This is a genomic window from Candidatus Zixiibacteriota bacterium, from assembly GCA_040752595.1.
Taxonomy (GTDB): domain Bacteria; phylum Zixibacteria; class MSB-5A5; order WJJR01; family WJJR01; genus JACQFV01.
This window is the reverse complement of record JBFMGX010000020.1, coordinates 42,421-64,817: the sequence shown is the minus strand read 5'-3', so window position 1 is coordinate 64,817 and position 22,397 is coordinate 42,421. Positions and strand designations below refer to the sequence as shown.

Annotated in this window: 20 protein-coding genes and 1 tRNA gene; 11 read left to right on the top strand and 10 right to left on the bottom strand. The window is 62.7% G+C overall.

The annotated features are described in order from the left end of the window. Positions 1-356: 356 nt before the first annotated feature. From AB1792_06755 to AB1792_06730, 6 genes are all read left to right on the top strand, one after another. A complete protein-coding gene (locus AB1792_06755) occupies positions 357-1,328 on the top strand; it encodes a polyprenyl synthetase family protein (protein MEW5701911.1) in 972 nt (323 codons plus the stop codon). A gap of 157 nt (positions 1,329-1,485) precedes the next feature. Continuing rightward, positions 1,486-3,672, top strand: a complete 2,187-nt coding sequence (locus AB1792_06750; protein MEW5701910.1) for a hypothetical protein — start codon at positions 1,486-1,488, stop codon at positions 3,670-3,672. Positions 3,673-3,956: 284 nt separating this feature from the next. Next, complete coding sequence (gene eno, locus AB1792_06745) at positions 3,957-5,249, top strand: phosphopyruvate hydratase (GenBank protein ID MEW5701909.1); 1,293 nt, start codon at positions 3,957-3,959, stop codon at positions 5,247-5,249. A 21-nt stretch (positions 5,250-5,270) separates the two neighbouring features. Further along, positions 5,271-5,681, top strand: coding sequence for a septum formation initiator family protein (locus AB1792_06740; GenBank protein MEW5701908.1), 411 nt, complete (start codon positions 5,271-5,273; stop codon positions 5,679-5,681). Further along, a complete protein-coding gene (recO, locus tag AB1792_06735) occupies positions 5,668-6,444 on the top strand; it encodes a DNA repair protein RecO (GenBank protein ID MEW5701907.1) in 777 nt (258 codons plus the stop codon). The genes AB1792_06740 and recO overlap by 14 nt, the downstream gene beginning before the upstream one ends. Positions 6,445-6,678: 234 nt before the next feature. Further along, positions 6,679-7,995, top strand: a complete 1,317-nt coding sequence (locus AB1792_06730; GenBank protein ID MEW5701906.1) for a glycine--tRNA ligase — start codon at positions 6,679-6,681, stop codon at positions 7,993-7,995. 39 nt (positions 7,996-8,034) lie between these two features. Here AB1792_06730 and AB1792_06725 read toward each other — a convergent pair whose 3' ends face one another. Beyond that, positions 8,035-8,898: a serine protease gene (locus AB1792_06725; protein MEW5701905.1), complete on the bottom strand. Its 864-nt coding sequence runs from the start codon at positions 8,896-8,898 to the stop codon at positions 8,035-8,037. 242 nt (positions 8,899-9,140) lie between these two features. Between AB1792_06725 and AB1792_06720 the strand changes: the two genes are divergently transcribed. Then, complete coding sequence (locus AB1792_06720; GenBank protein MEW5701904.1) at positions 9,141-9,905, top strand: phage Gp37/Gp68 family protein; 765 nt, start codon at positions 9,141-9,143, stop codon at positions 9,903-9,905. A 100-nt stretch (positions 9,906-10,005) separates the two neighbouring features. Here the strand turns inward: AB1792_06720 and AB1792_06715 are convergent, their stop codons facing one another. The 9 genes from AB1792_06715 to AB1792_06675 all read right to left on the bottom strand — a co-directional run bounded on the left by AB1792_06715 (position 10,006) and on the right by AB1792_06675 (position 17,404). Beyond that, positions 10,006-10,578, bottom strand: a complete 573-nt coding sequence (locus AB1792_06715; protein ID MEW5701903.1) for a DNA-3-methyladenine glycosylase I — start codon at positions 10,576-10,578, stop codon at positions 10,006-10,008. A gap of 208 nt (positions 10,579-10,786) precedes the next feature. Beyond that, positions 10,787-10,871 (bottom strand) — tRNA-Leu (locus tag AB1792_06710). Positions 10,872-10,960: 89 nt separating this feature from the next. After that, positions 10,961-11,398 carry a preprotein translocase subunit SecG gene (gene secG / locus AB1792_06705; protein ID MEW5701902.1) on the bottom strand — a complete coding sequence of 146 codons (438 nt, stop codon included), beginning with the start codon at positions 11,396-11,398 and terminating at the stop codon, positions 10,961-10,963. A gap of 106 nt (positions 11,399-11,504) precedes the next feature. Continuing rightward, complete coding sequence (gene tpiA / locus AB1792_06700) at positions 11,505-12,278, bottom strand: triose-phosphate isomerase (protein ID MEW5701901.1); 774 nt, start codon at positions 12,276-12,278, stop codon at positions 11,505-11,507. Positions 12,279-12,381: 103 nt separating this feature from the next. Beyond that, complete coding sequence (locus AB1792_06695) at positions 12,382-13,575, bottom strand: phosphoglycerate kinase (protein MEW5701900.1); 1,194 nt, start codon at positions 13,573-13,575, stop codon at positions 12,382-12,384. A gap of 49 nt (positions 13,576-13,624) precedes the next feature. Continuing rightward, positions 13,625-14,620: a type I glyceraldehyde-3-phosphate dehydrogenase gene (gene gap / locus AB1792_06690; protein MEW5701899.1), complete on the bottom strand. Its 996-nt coding sequence runs from the start codon at positions 14,618-14,620 to the stop codon at positions 13,625-13,627. Positions 14,621-14,673: 53 nt separating this feature from the next. Beyond that, positions 14,674-15,264 (bottom strand): hypothetical protein, encoded by a 591-nt coding sequence (locus tag AB1792_06685; GenBank protein MEW5701898.1) that lies wholly within the window; start codon positions 15,262-15,264, stop codon positions 14,674-14,676. 242 nt (positions 15,265-15,506) lie between these two features. Then, entirely contained in the window at positions 15,507-16,196 is a 690-nt protein-coding gene (locus AB1792_06680) for a hypothetical protein (GenBank protein MEW5701897.1), read from the bottom strand. Positions 16,197-16,351: 155 nt separating this feature from the next. Beyond that, on the bottom strand, positions 16,352-17,404 hold the full coding sequence (locus AB1792_06675; protein MEW5701896.1) for an ATP-dependent 6-phosphofructokinase: 1,053 nt from the start codon (positions 17,402-17,404) through the stop codon (positions 16,352-16,354). A 317-nt stretch (positions 17,405-17,721) separates the two neighbouring features. Here AB1792_06675 and AB1792_06670 point away from each other — a divergent pair, with 317 nt between their 5' ends. The 4 genes from AB1792_06670 to AB1792_06655 all read left to right on the top strand — a co-directional run bounded on the left by AB1792_06670 (position 17,722) and on the right by AB1792_06655 (position 22,238). After that, entirely contained in the window at positions 17,722-18,705 is a 984-nt protein-coding gene (locus tag AB1792_06670) for a sugar phosphate nucleotidyltransferase (protein ID MEW5701895.1), read from the top strand. 119 nt (positions 18,706-18,824) lie between these two features. Next, entirely contained in the window at positions 18,825-19,979 is a 1,155-nt protein-coding gene (gene metK, locus AB1792_06665; protein MEW5701894.1) for a methionine adenosyltransferase, read from the top strand. A 122-nt stretch (positions 19,980-20,101) separates the two neighbouring features. Next, on the top strand, positions 20,102-21,358 hold the full coding sequence (gene ahcY, locus AB1792_06660) for an adenosylhomocysteinase (GenBank protein MEW5701893.1): 1,257 nt from the start codon (positions 20,102-20,104) through the stop codon (positions 21,356-21,358). A gap of 136 nt (positions 21,359-21,494) precedes the next feature. After that, positions 21,495-22,238: a haloacid dehalogenase type II gene (locus tag AB1792_06655; protein ID MEW5701892.1), complete on the top strand. Its 744-nt coding sequence runs from the start codon at positions 21,495-21,497 to the stop codon at positions 22,236-22,238. Positions 22,239-22,397 lie beyond the last annotated feature (159 nt).

Below are 22,397 nucleotides of genomic sequence, written 5' to 3'. Positions count from 1 at the left end.
TCTTCGGAATCGCCCTCGGAGTCGGCGGGTCCAAGTTGGTCGAGCGCGAGCCGGTGTGCGTGTCGCGCGCTTACCTCAATCCCTCCCCACCAGCCGATTCCATCTCAGGTTACGCCGCTTCTGATGCTACTCAAGCGGACCCGCGGCGATAAGCGCGTGCGGCGGTCGGTAACGGCCGGTCCGCCGTGGAGAGTGCTGAAGGAGTCTGTCCCCTGACTTTGCGTGTGCGCTTTTCGCTCACCGCCGGCGGCGGCAGCCTGTCGGGGTTTCAAACAACCCAGACTCTGGCCACCATCGGCTTTTTTGGTTGACTCCAATTGCACGGGCAAGTTAAATGCTGGTCTGGACTTGGAGCGATGGATCAGGGCCTGAAAGAGACGTTGTCACTGATCGCCGACGGACTGAATGAGTTCGAGGGGGCATTTGCGCGCGAGTTGGGCGCGCACGCCGGGATCATCGGGGCGATGTCGTCCCATGTCCTGGCCTCGCCCGGCAAACGCATCCGTCCGGCGATGTATCTCCTCTCCGCCTATGTCCATGGGGCCGATCATCCGGCCAGGGTGGACGGCGCGGTCGCCATCGAGTTGATTCACACGGCCACGCTGCTGCATGATGACGTCAACGACGGCGCCGACCAGCGCCGCGGCCGACCGGCGGCCAATCGGATCTGGGGCAACCTCGCCGCTGTCCTCATGGGCGATCATTTGTTCGCGCGGGCCTTTCGCGTGATGGTCGACTGCGGCGATCCGCGGGTTTTGCGGACGATTTCGGTCGCCTCCGAGCGCGTGGCCGTCGGGGAGCTTCTCCAATTGCAGGAGACCCACAATCTCGCCGTCACCGAACAGGAGTATATGCGCATCATCGGCGACAAGACGGCCTCGCTCTTTGCCGCCGCCTGCGAAGCCGGCGCCCTGGCACGAGGCAACGGCGCTTCGGGGGAACGGTTCCGGGCCTTCGGCGAGTTGGTCGGCTTGGGGTTTCAGATTGCCGACGATCTGCTGGATTTCGTGGGCGATCAGGCGCAAACGGGCAAGTTGCCGGGCAACGACCTCAAGGCGGGCAAGATCACACTACCTTTGATCTTCGCCCTGCGGCAGGCGGATGACAACGAGCGGCGCCGTCTCGCCCAGCTTCTGTCGACGGACAACGGGGCCAATCTCGGTGCCGTGTCCACGTTCGTCCGCGAACGGGGCGGCTTCGACTATGCGCAAAGGCGCGCCGACGACTTCCGCAGCCAGGCTTTGGCGCTGATCGGCGACATCCCGGACTCGCCGTACAAGCGGGCGCTCGAATCCCTGGTCAACCACTCCGTCAGCCGCCGGTCCTAAGGCTCTGTGTCGGCGTCCCGCGTGTGTCACTCCTTCTCCATCCCGGCAACGGGTTCCGTGACTGTCCGGCGATTTCCGACGAAGTTCCGCTCGCGATGCCGTTTCGAGTGTACAATCGACGCCGTGCCTGACCGTCTCAAAATCGGGCGGGACACGTATGCTGTTTGACATCGCCATGCTGCACCTGACGTCACCGCATTGGTTCGTCGCCGTCGCTGTCCTTGTGCTCGCGCTGGTCGCGATCTTCTTGTACTATCGCCGTACGATCCCGCCGCTGCGTTGGCCGATCCGGGGGCCGCTGGTCGCCCTGCGCGTGATCGCGGCGCTGGCGCTCTTTCTCGCCCTGGCCGAAGTTCTCTGGTCAGCGATTCGCAACGACACCCAGCCGGGACGATTGCTGGTCCTATGGGATCGTTCCGCCAGCATGCGCCAGACGGACGGCGGCGCGACATCTCGCTACGGCCGCGCGGCCGAATACATCCGGTCCGGAGTCGAGACGCAACTGGGTGATCGGGCAAGTGTCTCGATTTTGCCCTTCGATAGCCGCTTGTGGGAGCCAGAGGACAGGCTGCCGGACTCGTTGGGCACAGCGACCGCGATCGGCGATGTGCTGGCGGCCGTGCGGGACCGGACCAGTGGATCGGAATCGGCGCGGGCGGTGATGGTCTTGTCGGATGGGGCCAACAACCGCGGTATTGACCCGTCGCCTGCGGCGGCGGCACTGGGCGTCCCGGTGATCACGGTCGGGTTCGGCCGGCCCGGTGCCGGACAGGCCCGCATCGCCGAGTTGCAGGCCCCGGATCTCGTCTTCACCGGACGGCCCTTTGATGTCACCGTGCAGATTCAAGATGGCTCAGGCGGTGCTGGCGGCACAGCCACCATTCGTCTGACTTCAGCCGGAGTCACGCTGGCGCAGCAGATAGTCGCGCTGCCGGGTACCGGACAGCGGATTCCGATTGCGCTCAAGGGACAATTCGAAGCGCCGGGACTGCATGATGTGCACGCCGACGTCATTGGCGCCGATGGGCAGGCCGTGCCGGCCGCGGGACGCACCATCCTGGTGCGGGCGATGAAGGGGCGTCTCAAAGTACTCCTCGTCGCTTTTGAGTTGGATTGGGAATACGCGACGCTGCGCCGCTGGCTCGCCAAGCAGGCACGGGTCGAGCTGGTGGAGCACACGGTCGGGCGACCCGTGACCGGACAGCCCTTCCCTCCTTCTGCCGACTGGGCGGGGATCGATGTGGCGATCTTCCTGCACCCCAGTCGGGATGAACTGCAGTCGTACTGGGCACCGCAAATTCCCGCCATGTCCCAATCGGGAAAGGGTATCGTCTTCTTCCTCAATGACCACTTCGTCGATCCGGCCGCGTCACCCCCACCGCACCCGTTCGAATTCTGCCGCGTCCCGCTGGGAAAGGCGCATGGTGAGTTCCTCTCCGAGCCGGTCGCAACCCGGCAGAGCCACCCGCTGGTTCGTCTCGACCCCGCACTCGATTGGGAAGGGACACGCCAATTGTGGACCCAAAGACCCCCGTGGACCGGTTTGCTGGTCTTTGACACGCTCCCGCGGGACTGCGATGTGCTGGTTCGCACGGTCGTGAGTCCGGCCAGTGGACGCGATGTACCGGTCCTTTGGACACGTCCCATTCGGCGCGCGCGCAGTCTGACGCTGGCCGGCTCCCCGATGTGGCGCTGGGTTCCGCAGCGGGCGGCCGAAGGGCTGGCACCCCAGGAGTATGATGCCTTCTGGAGCAGCGCCCTCCGCTGGCTGACGCTGGCCGATGATGCCGACCGTCTGGCGGTGCGCACCGACCTGCCGGTCTATCATGCCGGCGAACCGATCGAACTGGAGGGATTGGTCTTCGACGAAGCGTACCGCTTTCTCGATCGTGCCGAAGTCACCGCGCGAGTCTGGCACGATACCGCAGGCGGCACGCCGTTCGGTGATACGGTGAAGGTCTATCTCAATCCCGGCAGTGGCGATCGCTTTGTCGGTCGACTCTCAGCTCTGCCGCCGGGGAACTACCGCTTTGACGGCACCGCGCAGGTCGAGGGGACAAACCTTTCGCTGACCGGTGGAATGTTCCGGGTCGAGCCGTATGGCTTGGAGCAGGAGTTCTCGGCCCTCGATGAACGCCTTTTGCGGGCGATGGCGCGCGAGTCGGGCGGAAGATACTACTCCGAATCCGAAGCGCCCACCGTGCTCGATTCGCTCGATTGGACACCGATCGTCCAAGAGAGATCCTACGAGATTCCCCTGGGGAACCACTGGCTCGTGCTGTCGATCTTCATCGCCGCCCTTTCGATTGAGTGGTTCATCCGCCGCCGCCGACAACTCTTGTAGGGCGGGCTCTGCCCGCCATGAGGGGTACGATTCGGAGAAGGCGGGCGGAGCCCGCCCTACAACACCAGACTGCGCGGACAAGGGGCTTCAGCCCCTTGACGGTGGGTGCATGGCACCGACCCCGCCTCGCAGAGAGATTGTCCGCCCGACAGAGCGAATGTGGTTACATTGTATCTCCGCGTCCTGAAAAACCGTTGACGACCCAACGGGTCCGTCGCTTCTTGCCTGCCCCCGCGAGGTCCAAGCGCATCGCGGGGTCGCCTGCCAGATCTGAAGGGGGTGCCATGCCGGAAATCGACCTGTGTGTCGCGCGCGAGATCCTCGACAGCCGGGGCAATCCTACGGTCGAGGTGGAAGTCGGTCTCGAAGATGGGTCGCTCGGACGGGCCGCAGTACCCTCGGGCGCATCGACCGGTGCGCACGAGGCGCTCGAATTGCGTGATGGCGATCCCGAACGCTATGGCGGCAAGGGCGTGCTCAAGGCGGTGGCGGCGGTCAATGAGACGATCGCCCCCGAGTTGACCGAGACGGGGATGGAGGCGCTCGATCAGGCCGACGTCGATGCATTTCTGATCGAACTCGACGGCACCAAGGACAAATCCAAGCTCGGCGCCAATGCGATTCTCGGCGTGTCGTTGGCGGTGGCCAAGGCCGCCGCCGAATCCTCAGGTCTGCCGCTGTACACTTATCTCGGTGGCCCGAATGCCAAGATCCTCCCGGTCCCATTCATGAATGTCCTCAATGGCGGCAAGCACGCTGACAATAATGTCGATTTTCAGGAGTTCATGCTGGTTCCGATCGGGTTCGACCGTTACTCCGAGGCGTTGCGGGCTGCTGTCGAGGTCTTTCATTCACTCAAGCGGGTGCTGAATGCGAAGCGATACTCCACCGCCGTCGGAGACGAGGGCGGTTTCGCCCCCGATCTGAAATCGAACGAGGAAGCGCTGACGGTCCTGATGGAGGCGGTCGAGCAGGCGGGTTACAACCCCGGTGAAGAGATCGTCTTCGCGCTCGATCCCGCCGCCAGCGAGTTCTACAACAAGAAGAGCGGGCACTACGAGTTAAGATCCGAGAATCGGTCGCTGACATCGGCACAGATGGTCGACTTCTGGGCCGATTGGGTCTCGCGCTACCCGATCGTCTCGCTCGAGGACGGCCTCGCCGAGGACGACTGGGACGGTTGGCGGCTGTTGACCGAACGTCTCGGCGAGGAGGTGCAGTTGGTCGGCGACGACATCTTCGTGACCAATCCGCAGCGGCTGCGCAAAGGGATCGAATCCGGCGTCGCCAATGCGATCCTGATCAAGTTGAACCAGATCGGCACCCTGACCGAGACGTTGGACACCATGGGGATGGCCTCGCGCGCCGGGTATGCCGCGATGGTTTCGCATCGTTCCGGCGAGACCGAGGACACGACGATCGCTGATCTGGTGGTCGCCACCGGCGCCGCCCAGATCAAGACCGGCTCGGCCTGCCGAACCGACCGGGTGGCGAAGTACAACCAACTGTTGCGGATCGAAGCGGCGCTGGGGAATCGCGCGGTCTACCTCGGGCGCGGCGCCTTCCGGCAGCCGTAAGCCTGAGAATTCGAGATATTGATGGGTCTCTTCCGCCGCCGCAAGAAACGCCGGTCACCGGCGCTGGTGACCATCAGCGAGTTCTCGTTGCGCGCCATGCCGCGCCGAGCGGGACTCCCGCCGCGCGCCCGCAAGGCGCTGTGGGTAACCGGCGGAATCGTATTGCTCTACTTGTTCGTCATCGGCGATCGCGGCGCCTGGCGGCTCTTGTCCCTGTTGCGATTGCGTCAGGAACTGGCCGCCCAGGAACTGTCCCTGTCCGCAGAACTGGTCGACCTGGATACGCGCCACCGTCTGCTCGAATCCGACACCACGTACATCGAGATGATCGCGCGCACCGAGTACCGCCTGTCGCGTCCCGATGAAACGATCTACGAGCTGACGACGCGTCCTGTGCGTCCCGCTCCGCCCAAAGGCGATGCCACCCCCTGAAGTCACCGAGGCGATCTGCCTGTCGGTGCAGAAGTTCTCCGAAACCTCCAAGATCGCCGTCCTGTACACCCGCGACTGGGGACGCATCTCCGTCGTCGCCAAGGGGGCCTTCCGCCCCAAATCGCAGTTCTGGGGACATCTCGAACCGCTGTCGATCGCCGAGTGCGTGATCTACAAGAAGAGTCGCGAACAGTTGCACCTGCTGTCGTCCTGCCGGGCGGTCATCCCGTGGTTCCCCTTGACCGCCTCGGTCGCCCGGGCCGGATACGGCTTCGCCGTCGCGGAATTCCTGTATCGCCATACATACGAAGAATCGGAACCGGCACTCTACCCTCTGGCCCGCGCCGCTCTGGAATCGCTGGCGCACATCCCAGAGGACCAGTTGGCCCGGCAATTCTGGAGCTTTCTGTTGGCGGCTGCAGGAACACTGGGATTCCGTCCGGAGTTCGCCGGGTGTGATTCCTGTGGACGGGCTCCGCGCGACGATCAACCGGTCATCTTCGATGCCGCCGCCGGAAAGATCATCTGCCGCGACTGCCGTCCGAAGCGGCCCGACCAGGCGCACCCGCACCGTCTCTCGTCGGCGGCACTGGCCGAGTTGCGATCCCGTCAGGAAGCGCCGATATTAGAGGCAAGTGCTCCGCCTTTGCCGGCGGGGACGCTGGAGGAGATCGCCGCGGCGGTCGAGGATTTTGTCCGCTATCATCTCGGCGGCGGACGCTTGAATGCGCTCGACTTCGCCCGGCGCATGGGATCGTATTGAACAACGAAACCACCCTATGTCATTCCGAGCGAGTCGTCGCCCGAAGGGCGACGACGACGAGAGGAATCTGCTGTTGTCCTATCAAGAGAAAGCAGATGCCTCACTCCGTTCGGCATGACAAGTAGTATATGAATGGTCGTGGACTTCCTTCGGCTACGCTCAGGACAAGCCGCCGACCGTCTGACATAACACATTCACGGAGGCCTCGTGGCGCAAACCGGCACCGATCAAACCATGGACAAACTCGTCGCGCTCTGCAAACGGCGCGGTTTCGTATTCGGCTCCTCGGAAATCTACGGCGGGCTCAATTCCTGCTGGGACTTCGGTCCGTTAGGGGTCGAGCTCAAGCGCAACATCAAGGAGCACTGGTGGCAATCGATGACCCACCGGCGCGATGACGTGGAGGGCATCGATGCCGCCATCCTCATGCATCCGCAAGTGTGGGTGACCTCAGGTCACGTCGCCGGTTTCACCGATCCCTTGGTGGACTGCAAGGAGTGCAAGGCCCGCTTCCGTCTCGACCAGATCGAAGAGGCGATGTGCGGCAGCCCCGCTTACAAAGGTCGCAAGGCGGCGAAGTGCCACGCCGAGGGCAAGTTCACCGAGCCGCGCCAGTTCAATCTGATGTTCAAGACCTTCATGGGCCCGGTCGAGGATGACGCCGCCATTGTCTACATGCGCCCCGAGACCGCGCAGGGGATTTATGTCAACTTCCTCAACGTGCAGGGACCGATGCGACGCAAGCTGCCGTTCGGGATCGCGCAGATCGGCAAGGCGTTCCGCAATGAGATTTCGCCGGGGAATTTCATCTTCCGCTCGCGCGAATTCGAGCAGATGGAGATGCAGTATTTCGTGAACCCCAAGGAAGACCAGAAGTGGTTTGAGTATTGGAAGCAGACCCGCTACGACTGGTATCTCGATCTGGGCATCCGCAAAGAGAAGCTGCGCTTCCACCAGCATGGCGCCGGTGAGCTGGCGCACTATGCCAAGGACGCCTACGACATCGAGTATGAATTCCCCTTCGGCTGGAAGGAGTTTGAGGGGATTCACAACCGCACCGATTTCGATCTGTCGCGCCACAAAGAAGCGACCGGCGTCGATCTCTCGTATTTCGAGGAAGAGACGCGCGAGCGCTTTGTCCCCTACATCATCGAGACCTCAGCGGGCGCTGACCGGACTGCGTTGGTCTGTCTGGTCGACGGCTACCGTGAGGAAGTCGTGCGGGGCGAGCAACGCACCGTAATCGCGCTCGATCCGCGTCTGGCGCCGATCAAAGTCGCCGTCTTCCCCCTCGTCAATCGTGACGGCATGCCGGAGATCGCGCTCAAACTCGACGCCGATCTGCGCAAGAAGTTCAAGGTCTTCTACGATGACAAAGGTGCAGTCGGCCGCCGTTACCGCCGCATGGATGAAGTCGGCACCCCCTTCTGCGTCACCGTCGACTCCCAGACCCTGGAGGACCAAACCGTCACCATCCGCGACCGCGACTCGATGGAACAGGTCCGCGTCGCTATGGACCGCCTGTCGCAGTGGCTGGGGGAGCGGGTCTGACACTGGCCTCTGTGATCAGGTGCGAGGGCTAATCGGGGCTCAGCGCTGAGGCGGCTTCTCGAAGAGCTCAACGCTCCTGAGCAGAACGTCGGCTGGCACCACACACCCGATGCCAAGGTTCTCCGTCGATCGGAACTGACTCTCGGGGGACTGCCTCAGTACATCCAGATTCTCAAAGATCAGGCCCACGAGACTCCCTTCGAATGCCCTGGTGCGGGGATCTGTCTTATCAAGAAGAACTGGGCTTCCGCTCGATCCTTGGAATACGTTCGCATCCAGAAGGACCTGTCTGGGGTCCAGGCCTATTGCGGCAATTCGTCCGAACCGTACGACCGGGACCTTTGATCCCACAGAAAGGCCCGCAGGGTAACCAGCGAACACGACCGGAAGTCCAACGCAGAGGCTGTCGACCGGGACCAATTGGTTCTTCTTCACAAACCAGAAGCGCCATGTCGCTGGAAGTCCCCTGACGATCAACTCCCGCCGGATCGGGATCCACGCACAGTCGTAGGAAGGGTCCGATACGTAGTAGACCCTTTGCCCAGCTTCATGGGGGACCCACCTGAACTCCCATCTCCTACGATTGCAGTCACCGTCATAGATCCCGAGTTGAACCTGGACCGAATCGCTGCCTTGCACCACGTGCAGCGCGGTGAAGAACAGAAACATGTTGGAATCTGCAGTGCCCATCAAGAATCCGGAGCCATACTTCGTGCTGTCCCCGTGTGACACGACGTAGCAAACAGGCAGCTCCCAGCTCTTAATGACCTCCTTTTGTTCTACAACACTCCAAGGTTGACTGCGCAGTGGCGTCGCGGCTCCAGAATACAAGAAGAGTGCGATGGCAGCGCTGCCGAAAAGGGCGGCCATTCTCCGAACCCTGTCGTTATGTCTGCTACCCACGGTGGTTTTCTCACCTCGAAGTCACGCCCACCGCGCAACCCATCGCGCCCTTTCTCGCCCGGCCGATGAGGGCGGCGGTGTCCTTCGAAGTCCTTGGCAGAATATGTCATGCCGAGCGCAGCAAGGCATCTGCTTTCTTAACAGCGGCAAAACAGCAGATCCCTCGTGTCGTCTCTCCGCCGCAGGTGGAGAAACTCGCTCGGGATGACATGGGACTGGGAATCGGCTATATAGCAGCGTCCATGGCCCTCTCCTCCCCCATCGAATGGACGAACTCGACCTGGAACCCGGTCACCGGGTGCGACAAGGTCAGCCCGGGATGCAAATTCTGCTATGCGGAGCGCATGGCCAGACGCCTGCGGGCCATGGGGTCGGAGAACTATCGCAATGGCTTCGAGCTCACGATTCATGACAATGCCCTTCCCCTGCCGCTACTGTGGCCGAAGCCACAGACGATCTTCGTCAACTCGATGAGCGATCTGTTCCACCGCGATGTGCCGTTGGAGTTCATCCAGAAGGTCTTCTGGGTGATGCAGGAGGCGGGCTGGCACCAGTTCCAGATTTTGACCAAACGCGCCGAGCGTCTTGCCGAGGTCTGGCGTCAGTTGCCGTGGCCTAGGAACGTGTGGATGGGCGTGAGCGTCGAAGACCACAGGTACGTTCACCGCGTCCACTACCTGAAAGAGGTCCCGGCGGCGGTGCGCTTCCTCTCAGTCGAGCCGTTGCTTGGTCCGATTCCCAGGTTGCCGCTTGATGGGATTGACTGGGTCATTGCCGGCGGCGAATCCGGCCCCGGTTGCCGTCCGATGCAGGCCGATTGGGTCCGTGATATCCGCGACCAGTGTCTTGTCAGGGAAGTTCCGTTCTTCTTCAAACAGTGGGGCGGCGTCCACAAGAAGCGACAGGGACGCGTTCTCGATGGCCGCACCTGGGACGAAATGCCGGAGCCGGACAGGGACAGACAGGTGGCCGCTCGGAGCCGCTCGGGTCTAACCACAGCGGGCTGAAAGCCCCCTGTCCGCGAGAAGCGAATCCTTGAGGACAGGGGTTTTCAACCCCCTGTTGTGCTGACCGCGTCGAACCGCAAGGGCCTGAGGCCCCCGGCCCTCATCGCGATAGTTCGCGGTGACGGAAGCAACTGACCAGGTGGTCATTCACCATGCCGGTGGCTTGCATATGAGCATAAACGATCGTGGGGCCGACGAAACGAAAGCCGCGCAGCCTGAGATCCTTTGACAGCGCCTCCGCCTCGGGACTGATGGCGGGCAGTTGCTTCAGTGTTCGCCAACGATTCACAATCGGCCGACCGTCGACGAACCGCCAGACATACCGATCAAAACTGCCGAACTCGTCGACGACCCGCAGGAACGCCCGCGCATTGCCGATGGCCGCCTCGATCTTCAGACGATTGCGGATGATCCCCGGGTCCGCAAGCAACCGTTCGACCTTACGCCTCGTGTAGTGCGCGATCTTCTCCGGATCGAGACCATCAAATGCCCGGCGGTAGTTCTCCCGCTTGTGCAAAACCGTCCGCCACGACAGCCCGGCCTGCATACCTTCCAGCACGAGGAATTCAAACAGCCGGCGGTCGTCATGGAGCGGTTTACCCCACTCACGATCATGGTACTCGATCATGAGCGGATCATCAGTCGGCCACGGGCAACGCGTCTTGCTGGGCACCTTCCCCTCCTGAGGACAGGGGGTTTTCAACCCCCTGCAAGAAGAGGTTCTCGTGTAGGTCGGGAACCCCGCTTGCGGTGAGCGAAGTCGAACCGTGCTCCAGACACCATCCGTCAGGAGCGCAGGGCTCCTGACCAACGACTGCAAACCCAAAATAGAATCAGGGGGCTGAAAGCCCCCTGTCCGCACGCGGTATGTCGTCGGATCTTGGTGCCGAAGGCGGGATTTGAACCCGCACGGGTCTCCCCACCACCCCCTCAAGATGGCGTGTCTGCCAATTCCACCACTTCGGCGTGCCTGCAGGCACTTGAGGACTGGCGCGTCCTGCGCTCACATTATCCCCGACGTCACCCGAGGGTCGGTGGCGCCGGGCAAGACGGCACTATCGTTTTCCTGAATCCCCCGGCGGCGTCTGCTGCGGCGTTTCGGGATTCAACTGGTCGATCGGCGTCGCCTCCTGGCCGGATGGCTGCTGTGCCGGCTGACCCTGCGGCTGATCCTGCGTCACCGGTTGCTCGACCGGGGCCGGCGCCTGACGCGCCGCCTCTTCGACTGCGCTTTCACCGCCGCTGACCGCCCGGGTCCCGACCGCCGGACGCATGAATCCCAAGACCAACGCCGAGGAGAAGAAGGCAATGGCCAGCACCGTGGTCGCCTTGGACAGAAAGGTCGCCGCGCCGCGGCCGCCGAAGACGGTCCCGGTCAGCGATGAACCGCCGAATGCCCCGGCCAATCCTTCGCCTTTGGCCGACTGCAGCAAGACCGAGATGATCAACGCGCAGCAGATGATCAAATGCAGTGCGATCAGTAAACCGTACACAACTCCTCCTTACGCGCCCATCACTGAATAGAAAAAGCAGATTCCTCGCTTCCCTCAACTTCGTTCGGGACAAGTCGCTCGGAATGACAGTGGATTCATTCGGATTCTATGTGGCGGCGCGGGCGATGGCCACGAATTCATCGGGATCCAGTGAGGCGCCACCGACGAGGCATCCATCGATATCGGCTTGCGCCAAGAGCGTCGCGGCATTGGCCGCCTTGACTGATCCGCCATACTGGATTCGCACCCGCTCAGACAACTCTGATGAATGGACGCGCGCGACCCAGCCACGGATGAACCGGTGCGCCTCGCCCGCCTGCTCGACGGTCGCCACGCGACCGGTACCGATGGCCCAGACCGGCTCGTAGGCAATGGTCATCAGCGACATCTGCGCCGCGGTCATCCCCGCCAGTGAACCGGCCAGTTGCGATTCGAGCACGGCAAAGGTTCGGCCGGTTTCCCGCTCCTCCAATGTTTCGCCCACACAGACAATCGGCCTCAGTCCGGCCGACAGTGCCGCGTGGGCCTTCCTGTTGATCCCCGCGTCGGTCTCGCCAAACAGTTGGCGCCGCTCGGAGTGTCCCAAGATAACCAAAGTGCACCCCGCGGTCAACAACATGGCGGCTGAGACCTCTCCGGTGAACGCTCCCGATGCCGCCTCATGCATGTTTTGGGCGCCCAATTGGATACGGCTGCCACGTAGGCAGTCATGCGCTGCGGACAGCGAGACAAAGGGCGGGAATACAGCGACATCGACCGGTTGTCCGGCAGCCTCCGGCCATGGCGCCAACCGTGCCATGAGGGCCTCACAAAGCTCGCGTGTGCGCGGAATATCGCAGTTCATCTTCCAGTTGCCGGCGATGAAAGGGGTGCGAGGCATCTATTCGTCGTCTCCCCTGGGTGACGCAGGGGGCTGAAAGCCCCCTGTCCTCAGAAGCTCGACTTCACATGCGCGGACAGGGGGTTTTCAACCCCCTGCCATGTCATCGGTCATTCAGCGCTGCCACGCCGGGGAGGGTCTTCCCTTCCAGAAACTCCAGCGAGGCCCCGCCACCGGTCGAGATGTGGGAGATTTTGTCGGCAACTCCGACCTGCTGCACCGCCGCGACCGAGTCGCCCCCACCGATCACAGACGTCGCCCCGCCACTGGTCGCATCGGCGACCGCATGTGCGACCACTTTTGTCCCGGCATCGAAGGGCGGTGTCTCGAACACACCCATGGGACCATTCCAGAAGATCGTCCCCGCCTGTTTGAGTTCAGCGCTGAAGGACTTGGCGGTCTGCGGGCCGATGTCATACGCGGCCAAGTCGGGCGGTATCTGACCAATCCCGGCAATGACCGGCTTCCCGGTCCCATTCAGGTCCGGCGCCGCCACGCAGTCGGAGGGGAGCAGGAGACGTTTCTTCTCTGCCGTGGCGCTGCTCAGCACCTGACGCGCGGTGTCGAGCAGTTCATCTTCCACGAGGGATTTTCCGATTGCGCGTCCTTGCGCTTTGAGAAACGTGAACGCCATCCCGCCGCCGATCAAGAACGTGTCGACCGTCTTCATCAGGTTGGTCAACACTTCGAGCTTGCCCGAGACTTTCGCCCCGCCCAACAAGGCCACCATCGGCCGCTTCGGGACGTTCAGCAGCCGGCTGAGGTATTCGAGCTCCTTCTGCATGAGATAGCCGGCCACGCAGGTCTCAATGTGGTGGGTCACCCCCTCCGTGGAGGCATGGGCGCGGTGTGCGGTACCAAACGCGTCATTGACATAGCTGTCGCCCCATGCGGCCAACTGCCGGGCGAATTCCACGTCGTTCTTTTCCTCGCCGGGATGGAACCGGAGGTTTTCCAGGAGGCAGAGCCCACCATCACCCACGTTGTCCACAACCGCGGCGGCCTTGGGCCCTATACAATCTTCCCCGAACGGCACTGTCGTCTCCAGCAACCCGCCCAAGTGTCGTGCCACAGGGGCCAGCGAGTATTTCTCCTCCGGCTTCCCCTTCGGACGGCCCAGATGCGACACCAACACCGTGCGCGCCCCCGAGTCGCGCAGCTTGCGGATCGTCGGCAGTGAAGCGGTCAAACGGGTATCATCCGCCACCCGGCCGTCTTTCAACGGCACATTGAAATCCACGCGCACCAGGACGCGTCGTCCCTTGAGCGGGATGTCGTCGATGGTCTTCTTGTTCATCACTCAAACGCGGCTCGGCAGGAGCCTCGCCCTCCCGCGACAGTTGTGTTCAATCATCCATCCGCGCCAGCATCTCGACGGTGCGGACCGAGAATCCCCACTCATTGTCGTACCAGGACAATACCTTGACAAGGTTCCCTTTGGCCCGGGTCTCCATCGCATCAAACACGGACGAATGTGGATCGCCGACGACGTCGATGGAGACAATCGGCTCATCACAGTAACGCAGGATTCCCTTCATGGGACCCTGTGCGGCTGCCTTCATGGCGGCGTTGATTGCTTCTGCGGTCGCCGGTTTGGTGGTGACGCAGGTCAGATCAACCAGCGATCCATCCGGCACCGGCGCCCGCACGGCAATCCCATCGAGTTTCCCGTCCAACTGCGGAATCACCTGCCCGATCGCCTTGGCGGCTCCGGTCGACGTTGGGATGAGTGACATCGCCGCCGCCCGTGCCCGCCTGAGGTCCTTGTGCGGCAGATCAAGGATGCGCTGATCGTTCGTGTATGCATGGATGGTGGTCATGAATCCCGATTCGATTCCGAACGTGTCGACCAGAACTTTCGCCACCGGTGCGAGACAGTTGGTGGTGCAGGAGCCGATCGAGATGATGATGTGCTTTTGGGGATCGTAGTCCTTGTCGTTGACGCCAAGCACAAAGGTGCCATCGCCCTTCTTGGCCGGCGCCGAGATGAGGACACGCTTGGCACCCGCAGTCAGGTGGGCCGCGGCCTTGTCGCGATCGGTGAACAACCCGGTCGACTCCAGCACCGTCTCGACACCGAGCTCCTTCCATGGGAGCTTGGCCGGGTCGCGCTCGGCGGTCACGCGCACATGGTGTCCATTGACCACCAGTCCCTTGTCGTCCGCCGTGATGTCCGCGTCCAACCGACGGTGGACCGAGTCGTACTTCAGCAGATGCGCCAGCGTCCTGGCATCGGTGATGTCATTGACGGCGACGATCTCCAGATCCTTGCGCCCCATGGCGGCGCGGTACACCAACCGCCCGATCCGCCCAAATCCGTTGATCCCGATCTTGATCGCCATGCACCCTCCCTGGAATCTTCTGCGACCGCGCGGTTCGGCCAGCGCCCCCGCGATCAGCGGTAGAGATAGGCAATGCCGACGAGCACTTGAGTTCCCGAGTAGTCGCGAACGCCAAACAGCTCCTGATCGAACTTGACGTATTGGTATTTCACGGTTCCGACGATTGCCATGCTTGTGCCCAGAAGCCAGGTGGCGCCGCCTCCGGCATAGTACCCCCAGGCCGTGCGCGAACGCGACGCGGTCCCCACGGCGTAGAGATCCTGGGTGACCACATCCAGACGTTCGGTCCCGATCACGAGCGATCCGCCGGCGCGGAGGAACGGCTGCAGTCTGGTCTTCTCCTTCTTCGCCAATGGGAACACGATCATTCCTGCCCCAAGGGGGTAGAGCGTGGCGTTGCCCAGCGCCGATCCACCGGTCACGCTGGCGCGCAAGTCGCCCCGGCTAACGGCACCGAAGTTCAAATCGAGATTCAACGCCCCCGTCAGATGCGGCTGATAGAAAAGCTCCAAATGGAAGGCGGTGCCGCTGGCGGACAGCCGCACGTCGGATTGTACAAAATCGTCCTGCAAGTTGCCGGAGAACCATGGCCCCAACTGCCCACCCACCAGTGTCTTTCCCCAAATCCCGGGCGTGGGCGGCATCGCCGGTGGCGGAATCCCGCGCATGCGGTGTTGGGCGGATGCCGATGCGACGGTCAGAACTGCAACCGCAATGAACACCGCCACCCCGACCATCTCTCGAAGGGAGAGGGGGAACGATAACCTCTCCCTCCGGCTTGCCCCGAGCGCACTCGAGGGGGAGAGGTCGATCCGTCCGCAGGACGGATCGGGTGAGGGATTCCACGATTCGTTCATCTTGCTCGAAGCTCTATCAATGCAGCGTGTCATCGCGTCATCACCGTCATGCCGACAGCCAGCCAAAAACCAGACAAATCGAAATCGGCCTCATCAGTGTAGTGCAGTTTGGCATAGCGGTACTGCAGATCGACGAGCAGGCCCAGCTTCGGCGCCACATAGTACTCGCCGCCGACGCCGACGAGGAACCCGAATCCCCCCTTGGTCCCCTCGCTGTAGATCCTCCGCCCGACTCGCGGGTGGACGACATTGGGGGACTCGCTCGCCACGATCAGTGACAGACCGCCACGGGCATAGATATTGTGGGGGCGTGGGTGTGCCCCGAAATCGTGCATCGCGCGCGCCCCGACAAACATCGGCAAGAAATCGACCTTCCCGTCCCCCAAGAGAATGCGCGCCAGACTATCGGTCGCCGGTACATCCTCGCGCACGCCGGCGACCTGGACATCCGATCGACGCGACCAGCCGATTCCTCCCTCGGCCCACCACGCGCCGCGGATGTGGAACATGCCGGACAACTCAACAAATGGAATCACCGTGCCGTCTTCCGTCACCGTGGCGGCATAGACCGTATCTTCCGGCGCCTGGAAGTCGATGCGACCGAGGACACCGGAGACATCGCGCTGCGGCCAGGCTCCGAGCCGCAGACTGAAGCGATCACCTTGTCGCCGGGCGGCGGTGCCAGGCTCTGCCGTCGCCAGCGTCGAAACCAATACCATGGTTACAGCCAGGACCCGATGCCCGCGAAGAGGAACACGGCAACCAGACACCTGCATTACGTTGGAGATCCTCCCAATCGTCTGCATGTCCCTCCCGGACCGACGTGCCTGTCCCCAAGGTCTGAGCCTTGGCCGTCGGGTGACTATCCTCTTGGTCAGCCGAAGAAGACGGCTGCCTCCTCAAACAGCTCATGCGGAACGGTCTTGGTTCTTCCGGCGACCTCAGACAGCGGGACCGAGGTGATTTGATTGCCACGGAGGCACACCATACACCCAAACTGACCCGTCTCGATCAGATGCACGGCGTGCAGACCGTACCGCGTACACAAATAGCGATCAAAGGCCGTGGGGGTTCCGCCCCGTTGCACGTGACCCAGCATCACCTCGCGCGTCTCGTATCCGGTCCGCTTCTCGATTTCCCGCGCCAGGACCTGTCCGATTCCTCCGAGCCGCACATGTCCGAACTCGTCCTTGGCCAAATCCTGCAAAATGAGACTCCCGACCGAATCGTCGGTCTTGTCGACGGTGACCTTGGCCCCTTCGGCCACGACGACGATGGAGAAGTTTTTGCCGCCCTCGTGCCGACGCCGCACCAACGCGCAGACCTCATCCAGATCGGTCGGGCGCTCGGGGATGAGAATGGCATCGGCGCCTCCGGCGATTCCCCCCTGAAGCGCAATCCAGCCGGCGTGGCGACCCATGACCTCGACGACCATCACCCGTTGATGCGATTCGGTCGTCGTGCGCACGCTGTCGATGGCGTGCATCACCGTGTTGATGGCCGTGTCGAATCCAAACGAGTAGTCCGTCCCGGCCAGATCGTTGTCGATGGTCTTGGGTATCCCGACAATGGGCAGACCGCGCTCGGAGAAGGCATGGGCGACACCCTGCGTGTCCTCGCCGCCGATGGCGATCACGGCATCCAGCTTGAGATCCGAGACCTTCTGGAGAACCTCTTCGACCCCTCCGGAGCGGGTCGCGGGATTGGTCCGCGAGGTCTTTAGCAGCGTCCCCCCGAGTCCCAAAATGCCGGACATCTCATGGAGGGCCAGAGGACGGGTCTTGCCCTCGCGCATCAGACCGCGCCAACCTTCGAGAATGCCGGTCACTTGCCACTTGTTGTGCTTGATCGCTTTGACCACGACGGCACGCACAACGGCGTTAAGACCGGGGCAGTCACCACCAGAAGTCAGAATCCCGATGTGCATCGACACCGCAACCTCCCACATCTTGTCCGGGGCGTGTCGTTCTCCGGACAGTCAGGCAAGTATACCCCTTCCGGCGGGCATGTCAAGGCGGGGCCGCACGCCGCCGGCACAGCATTATACCCCTTCAACTCCATTGTCGGCCGCCACGCTCGCTTCGTCACTGCCGCCGGAGGCCATCCACTCGACAGGTCTGACTGCCGTTCGCACAGCCTGGCCATCGCCGAAGCGGAAGCGAGAAAACCTGTTTCTTCTCCGTGTTTCAGACGGTACAATGGCACGATGGGTCGGCCCCGGTGCCGTCCCGAATGGAATCATCGATGGTGAATGTCATTATTCCTGCGGCCGGAGTCGGAACTCGCCTCCGTCCGCACACGCACACAGCACCCAAACCGCTCCTGCCGGTGGCCGGGCAACCCATTCTCGGCCATATCCTCGACCGGATCGTCGGCATCCCCGATCTGGGAAGGATCTGCCTCGTGGTCGGCTTCCTCGGTGAACAGATTGAGGCGTTCGTTCACGAACATTACAAATTGGACGTCGATTTCATCCAGCAGTCCGAACTCCGTGGACTGGGGTATGCCGTCCACCTGGCGCTGGCATCACTCCCCGGCGATGATGCGCTCGTGGTGATTTTGGGTGACACCATCCTCGATGTAGACTTCCCGGCGATCGCCTCCGGCGACGAGGATTACCTTGGCGTGAAGGAAGTGGACGACCCGCGCCGTTTCGGTGTGGCCGAGGTTGCCGACGGCTTCGTGCAACGTCTGGTGGAGAAGCCCGCCGTCCCGCCTTCGCACTGGGCGGTGGTGGGGTTGTACGGAATCCGATCGACGCGGCTTTTCCGCGATTGTCTGGCGCAGGTTGTGCGACTCGGCGAGGGAGCCACCGGCGAGATCCAGATGACCGATGCGCTGCAAATGATGATCGATCATGGGGCACGGCTGCGCGCTGTCCCGGTGGAGGGATGGTACGACTGCGGCAAGCCGGAAACGTTGCTGGCGACAAACCGGCATCTACTGGCCAAATACCCGGCGCGCTATGCCATCGAGGGATCGGTCGTCGTGTCTCCGGTGTCGATTGCCCCGTCCGCCACTATTGAGCGGTCCATCATCGGCCCCTACGTGTCGATCGGCGAGCGGACGCGGATCACAGAAGCCGTGATCAAGAACTCGATCATCGCCGAGGATGCCCGGGTTTCAGGTTGCGTCTTGGAGGATTCCATCATCGGAGCGCATGCTTTGGTCGAGGGATTCGGCCGACGTCTCAGTGTGGGCGAATCCTCCGAAGTCGTGCTGCCTTAGCCCGGCCGCAGAGCGCATGAAGAGCACACCTTTGGAAGCAACCCTGTCATCCTGGGCGGAGCGAAGGATCTGCTGTTTCTCTCAAGTGAGTCAGTCACCTGTTGAGCGTACGAGGTAGTATGACCAACGACTTCCTGTTCACATCGGAATCGGTGACCGAAGGGCACCCCGACAAAGTGTGCGACCAGATCTCCGACGCCGTCCTCGATGACGTCATCCGTCAGGATCCGGCCGGGCGCGTCGCCTGCGAGACATTCGTCACCGTCGGCCTGGTGATCGTCGGCGGCGAGATCACCACGACCGCCTATGTCGACATCCACCGGCTCGTGCGCGATTTGTTGCGCGACATCGGCTACACCGACAGCGGCTTCAGCTACACCAGTTGCGCCATCTTGAATGCCATCGGGCCGCAATCGCCGGACATCGCCCAGGGAGTCGACACGGGGGGCGCCGGCGATCAGGGACTGATGGTCGGGTTCGCCTGCCGTGAAACGCCGCAACTGATGCCGCTGCCGATCATGTTGGCCCACCAACTGACCCGCCGCCTCGCCGAGGTGCGCAAACGCGGCATTCTCCCGTACCTCGGTCCCGACGGCAAGTCGCAGGTGACCGTGGAGTATCGCGGGGGGCGACCCGCCCGTGTCCACACCGTCGTCCTGGCCGCCCAGCACAGCGAGGCGATCCTCGATGCGACCGGGAAGCACATCACCGCCAATGCCCGCCGCCAGATCATCGATCAGGTGGCACGTGTCGTCATCGATCCGTCGCTGTTGGATGCCCAAACGATCTTCCATGTCAATCCCACCGGCAAGTTCGTCGTCGGGGGACCGCAGTCCGACACCGGAATGACCGGCCGCAAGATCATCGTCGACACCTACGGCGGCATGGCCGCGCACGGCGGCGGTGCCTTCTCCGGCAAAGATCCGTCCAAGGTCGACCGCTCGGCCGCCTACATGGCGCGTTACATCGCCAAGAACATCGTCGCGGCCGGTCTCGCCGACCGCTGCACGGTGCAACTCGCCTATGCCATCGGCATCGCCGAGCCGGTGTCGGTCATGGTCTTCTGCGACGACACCGAGAAGGTGCCCAACGGCCGGTTGGCTGAGTTGATTCGCAAACACTTTGACCTCACGCCGCGCGCGATCATCGACTACCTGCAACTCCGAAGGCCCATCTACCGCGCCACCGCCGCCTACGGCCACTTCGGCCGCGACGAGGAGTCATTCACCTGGGAGAAGACCGATCACGCCGCGGATCTGGCAAAGGACGCATAACGTACATAGTATGCCATCCAGTCACAGAAACAGTACCGTCGCGTTTGCAGGGGCGCACGGCTGTGCGCCCGACTCGCTGCCCCCCCCACCGATGTGGAGACTAACCGAAAGAGGAGTGACTGATGGACTACGACGTCAAAGACCTGACCCTGGCCGCGCCGGGACGGCTGCGAATCGAATGGGCCGAAAAACACATGCCGGTCTTGCGCCTCATCCGGGAGCGGTTTGCCAGGGAGAAGCCCCTCAAGGGCGTGCGCGTCGGCTGCTGCCTGCATGTTACGACCGAGACGGCCAATTTGATGGAAACGCTCAAGGCCGGAGGCGCGGAGCTGCGCTTGTGCGCCTCGAATCCGCTCTCGACACAGGATGACGTCGCCGCCTCGCTGGTCAAGGACACCAAGATCGGCGTCTTTGCCGTGCGCGCTGAGGACAACAAGACCTACTATCGCCACATCAGCGCGGTTCTCGCCAATGGGCCTCATATCACGATGGACGACGGCGCCGACTTGGTCAGCGAGCTGCATCGGGAAGGCAACGCCGGCGCCGGTACGGTATGGGCCGGGCTGGAGGAAACTACCACCGGCGTCATCCGTCTGCGCGCCATGGCAACGCAAGGGGTGTTGAAATTCCCCGTGATCGCTGTCAATGACTCCCAGACCAAGCACATGTTCGACAACCGCTATGGCACCGGGCAATCGACCATCGACGGCATCCTGCGCGCGACCAATCACCTCCTGGCCGGCTCCAAGTTCGTCGTCTGCGGCTACGGCTGGTGCGGGCGCGGCGTTGCCACCCGTGCCAAGGGCATGGGCGCCGATGTGATCGTCTGCGAGATCGAGCCGGTCAAGGCCCTCGAAGCGGTGATGGACGGCTTCCGGGTCATGCCCCTGAGCGAGGCGGCGCGCTTCGGCGACGTCTTCGTGACACTCACCGGCAATCTCGCCGTGATCCGCCGCGAGCACTTCCTGAAGATGAAGGATGGTGCCGTGGTTGCCAATTCCGGGCATTTCAACGTCGAAATCGAGATCGAAGCGCTGGAGCAACTGGCGACCAAGCGCCGCGTGGTCCGCCATGAAGTCGAGGAATTCACGCTCAAGGATGGACGGCGCATCCATCTTCTCGGCGAGGGACGGTTGATCAACCTCGCCGCCGCCGAAGGCCACCCGGCGATGGTGATGGACATGTCATTCGCCAATCAGGCGCTCGGCGTCGAGCATATCGTCAAGCACCGCGGCAAGATCCCAGCCGGTGTCCATGCGTTGCCCGAAAAGCTCGACAAGGAGATTGCCCGGCTCAAACTCAAGTCGATGGGTGTGAAGATCGACACCCTCACCGCGGCGCAGAAGAAATACCTCGCCGAGTGGACGATGGGGACGTAGCCCGGATCGAGGCTACCTTACTTGTCATCCCGAGCGCAGCGAGGGATCTGCTTTTGACGGGGAACAGCAACAGCAGATCCTTCACTTTGCCCCGCCTGATGGCGGGACTCGTTCAGGATGACATGGTTGTGCTCTCGTGGGTCGGTATGTCTGTGATTCGCCCATCCTCGCCATCATGACCATCCGCGACTTCCAAGCCCTCACCTTCGACTGCTACGGCACCCTGATCGATTGGGAGACCGGGCTGCTCAACTCCCTGCGTCCCTGGGCGGCCCGCCATGGCGTGCGCGTGTCCGATGAACGCCTTCTGGAGATCTTCGCCGAGGCCGAGGCACACCTGGAAGGGGAATTGCCCCGTGTCCGATACTCGGACATCCTGCGCAGCGTCCATGCCCGCATCGCGCAGGCCCTCAATGTGCCCGTCACGACGGCCGAGGCGGAGGCCTTCGCGCAATCGGTCGGCGACTGGCCGCCCTTTCCTGACACCGTGGCGGCATTGCAGGACCTGAAGCAGCGACATCGACTGGTCATCATTTCGAACGTCGACCGCGCCGCCTTCGCGCGCACAAATGCCATACTCGGCGTGGCGTTCGATGCCATTGTCACCGCTGAGGATGTCGGTGCCTACAAGCCCGACCCGCGCATGTTCGAGCGCGCGCTCTCCGTCCTGGCGGACATGGGCATTCGCAGAGACAGAACACTCCATGTCGCCCAGAGTCTCTATCATGATCACGTGCCCGCCAAGGCACTCGGCCTGGCGACCGTCTGGGTGGACCGTCGCCACGACCGACCCGGTTGGGGCGCGACTGCACCGCCCGGCGCCCCGATCAAACCCGACCTGGTCGTGAACAGTCTCGCCGAGCTGGCAGCGCATCCGTAGGGAACCGGCTCCCATCTGTAGGGTGCGTTCTCTGAACGCACCGTTCTCTGTCGGACGCTGCATGCGAAGCACGCACCCTACTTCTGCCCCTATAATCAGATTCACATACCAGATGTGCCACGGGTCTTCAGACCCGTGCTGATTGCATCCGTACATCGG

What these genes read in the sequence shown, in the direction of transcription:
- tpiA (MEW5701901.1), bottom strand. Translation starts at nt 12,278, where the DNA reads ATGCCTCGCACCCCTTTCATCGCCGGCAACTGGAAGATGAACTGCGAT.
- AB1792_06695 (MEW5701900.1), bottom strand. Translation starts at nt 13,575, where the DNA reads ATGAACAAGAAGACCATCGACGACATCCCGCTCAAGGGACGACGCGTC.
- AB1792_06730 (MEW5701906.1), top strand. Translation starts at nt 6,679, where the DNA reads ATGGACAAACTCGTCGCGCTCTGCAAACGGCGCGGTTTCGTATTCGGC.
- AB1792_06675 (MEW5701896.1), bottom strand. Translation starts at nt 17,404, where the DNA reads ATGCACATCGGGATTCTGACTTCTGGTGGTGACTGCCCCGGTCTTAAC.
- ahcY (MEW5701893.1), top strand. Translation starts at nt 20,102, where the DNA reads ATGGACTACGACGTCAAAGACCTGACCCTGGCCGCGCCGGGACGGCTG.
- AB1792_06740 (MEW5701908.1), top strand. Translation starts at nt 5,271, where the DNA reads ATGGGTCTCTTCCGCCGCCGCAAGAAACGCCGGTCACCGGCGCTGGTG.
- AB1792_06755 (MEW5701911.1), top strand. Translation starts at nt 357, where the DNA reads ATGGATCAGGGCCTGAAAGAGACGTTGTCACTGATCGCCGACGGACTG.
- AB1792_06685 (MEW5701898.1), bottom strand. Translation starts at nt 15,264, where the DNA reads ATGCCGCCCACGCCCGGGATTTGGGGAAAGACACTGGTGGGTGGGCAG.
- AB1792_06720 (MEW5701904.1), top strand. Translation starts at nt 9,141, where the DNA reads ATGGCCCTCTCCTCCCCCATCGAATGGACGAACTCGACCTGGAACCCG.
- gap (MEW5701899.1), bottom strand. Translation starts at nt 14,620, where the DNA reads ATGGCGATCAAGATCGGGATCAACGGATTTGGGCGGATCGGGCGGTTG.
- metK (MEW5701894.1), top strand. Translation starts at nt 18,825, where the DNA reads ATGACCAACGACTTCCTGTTCACATCGGAATCGGTGACCGAAGGGCAC.
- eno (MEW5701909.1), top strand. Translation starts at nt 3,957, where the DNA reads ATGCCGGAAATCGACCTGTGTGTCGCGCGCGAGATCCTCGACAGCCGG.
- AB1792_06670 (MEW5701895.1), top strand. Translation starts at nt 17,722, where the DNA reads ATGGTGAATGTCATTATTCCTGCGGCCGGAGTCGGAACTCGCCTCCGT.
- AB1792_06680 (MEW5701897.1), bottom strand. Translation starts at nt 16,196, where the DNA reads ATGGTATTGGTTTCGACGCTGGCGACGGCAGAGCCTGGCACCGCCGCC.
- recO (MEW5701907.1), top strand. Translation starts at nt 5,668, where the DNA reads ATGCCACCCCCTGAAGTCACCGAGGCGATCTGCCTGTCGGTGCAGAAG.
- AB1792_06750 (MEW5701910.1), top strand. Translation starts at nt 1,486, where the DNA reads ATGCTGTTTGACATCGCCATGCTGCACCTGACGTCACCGCATTGGTTC.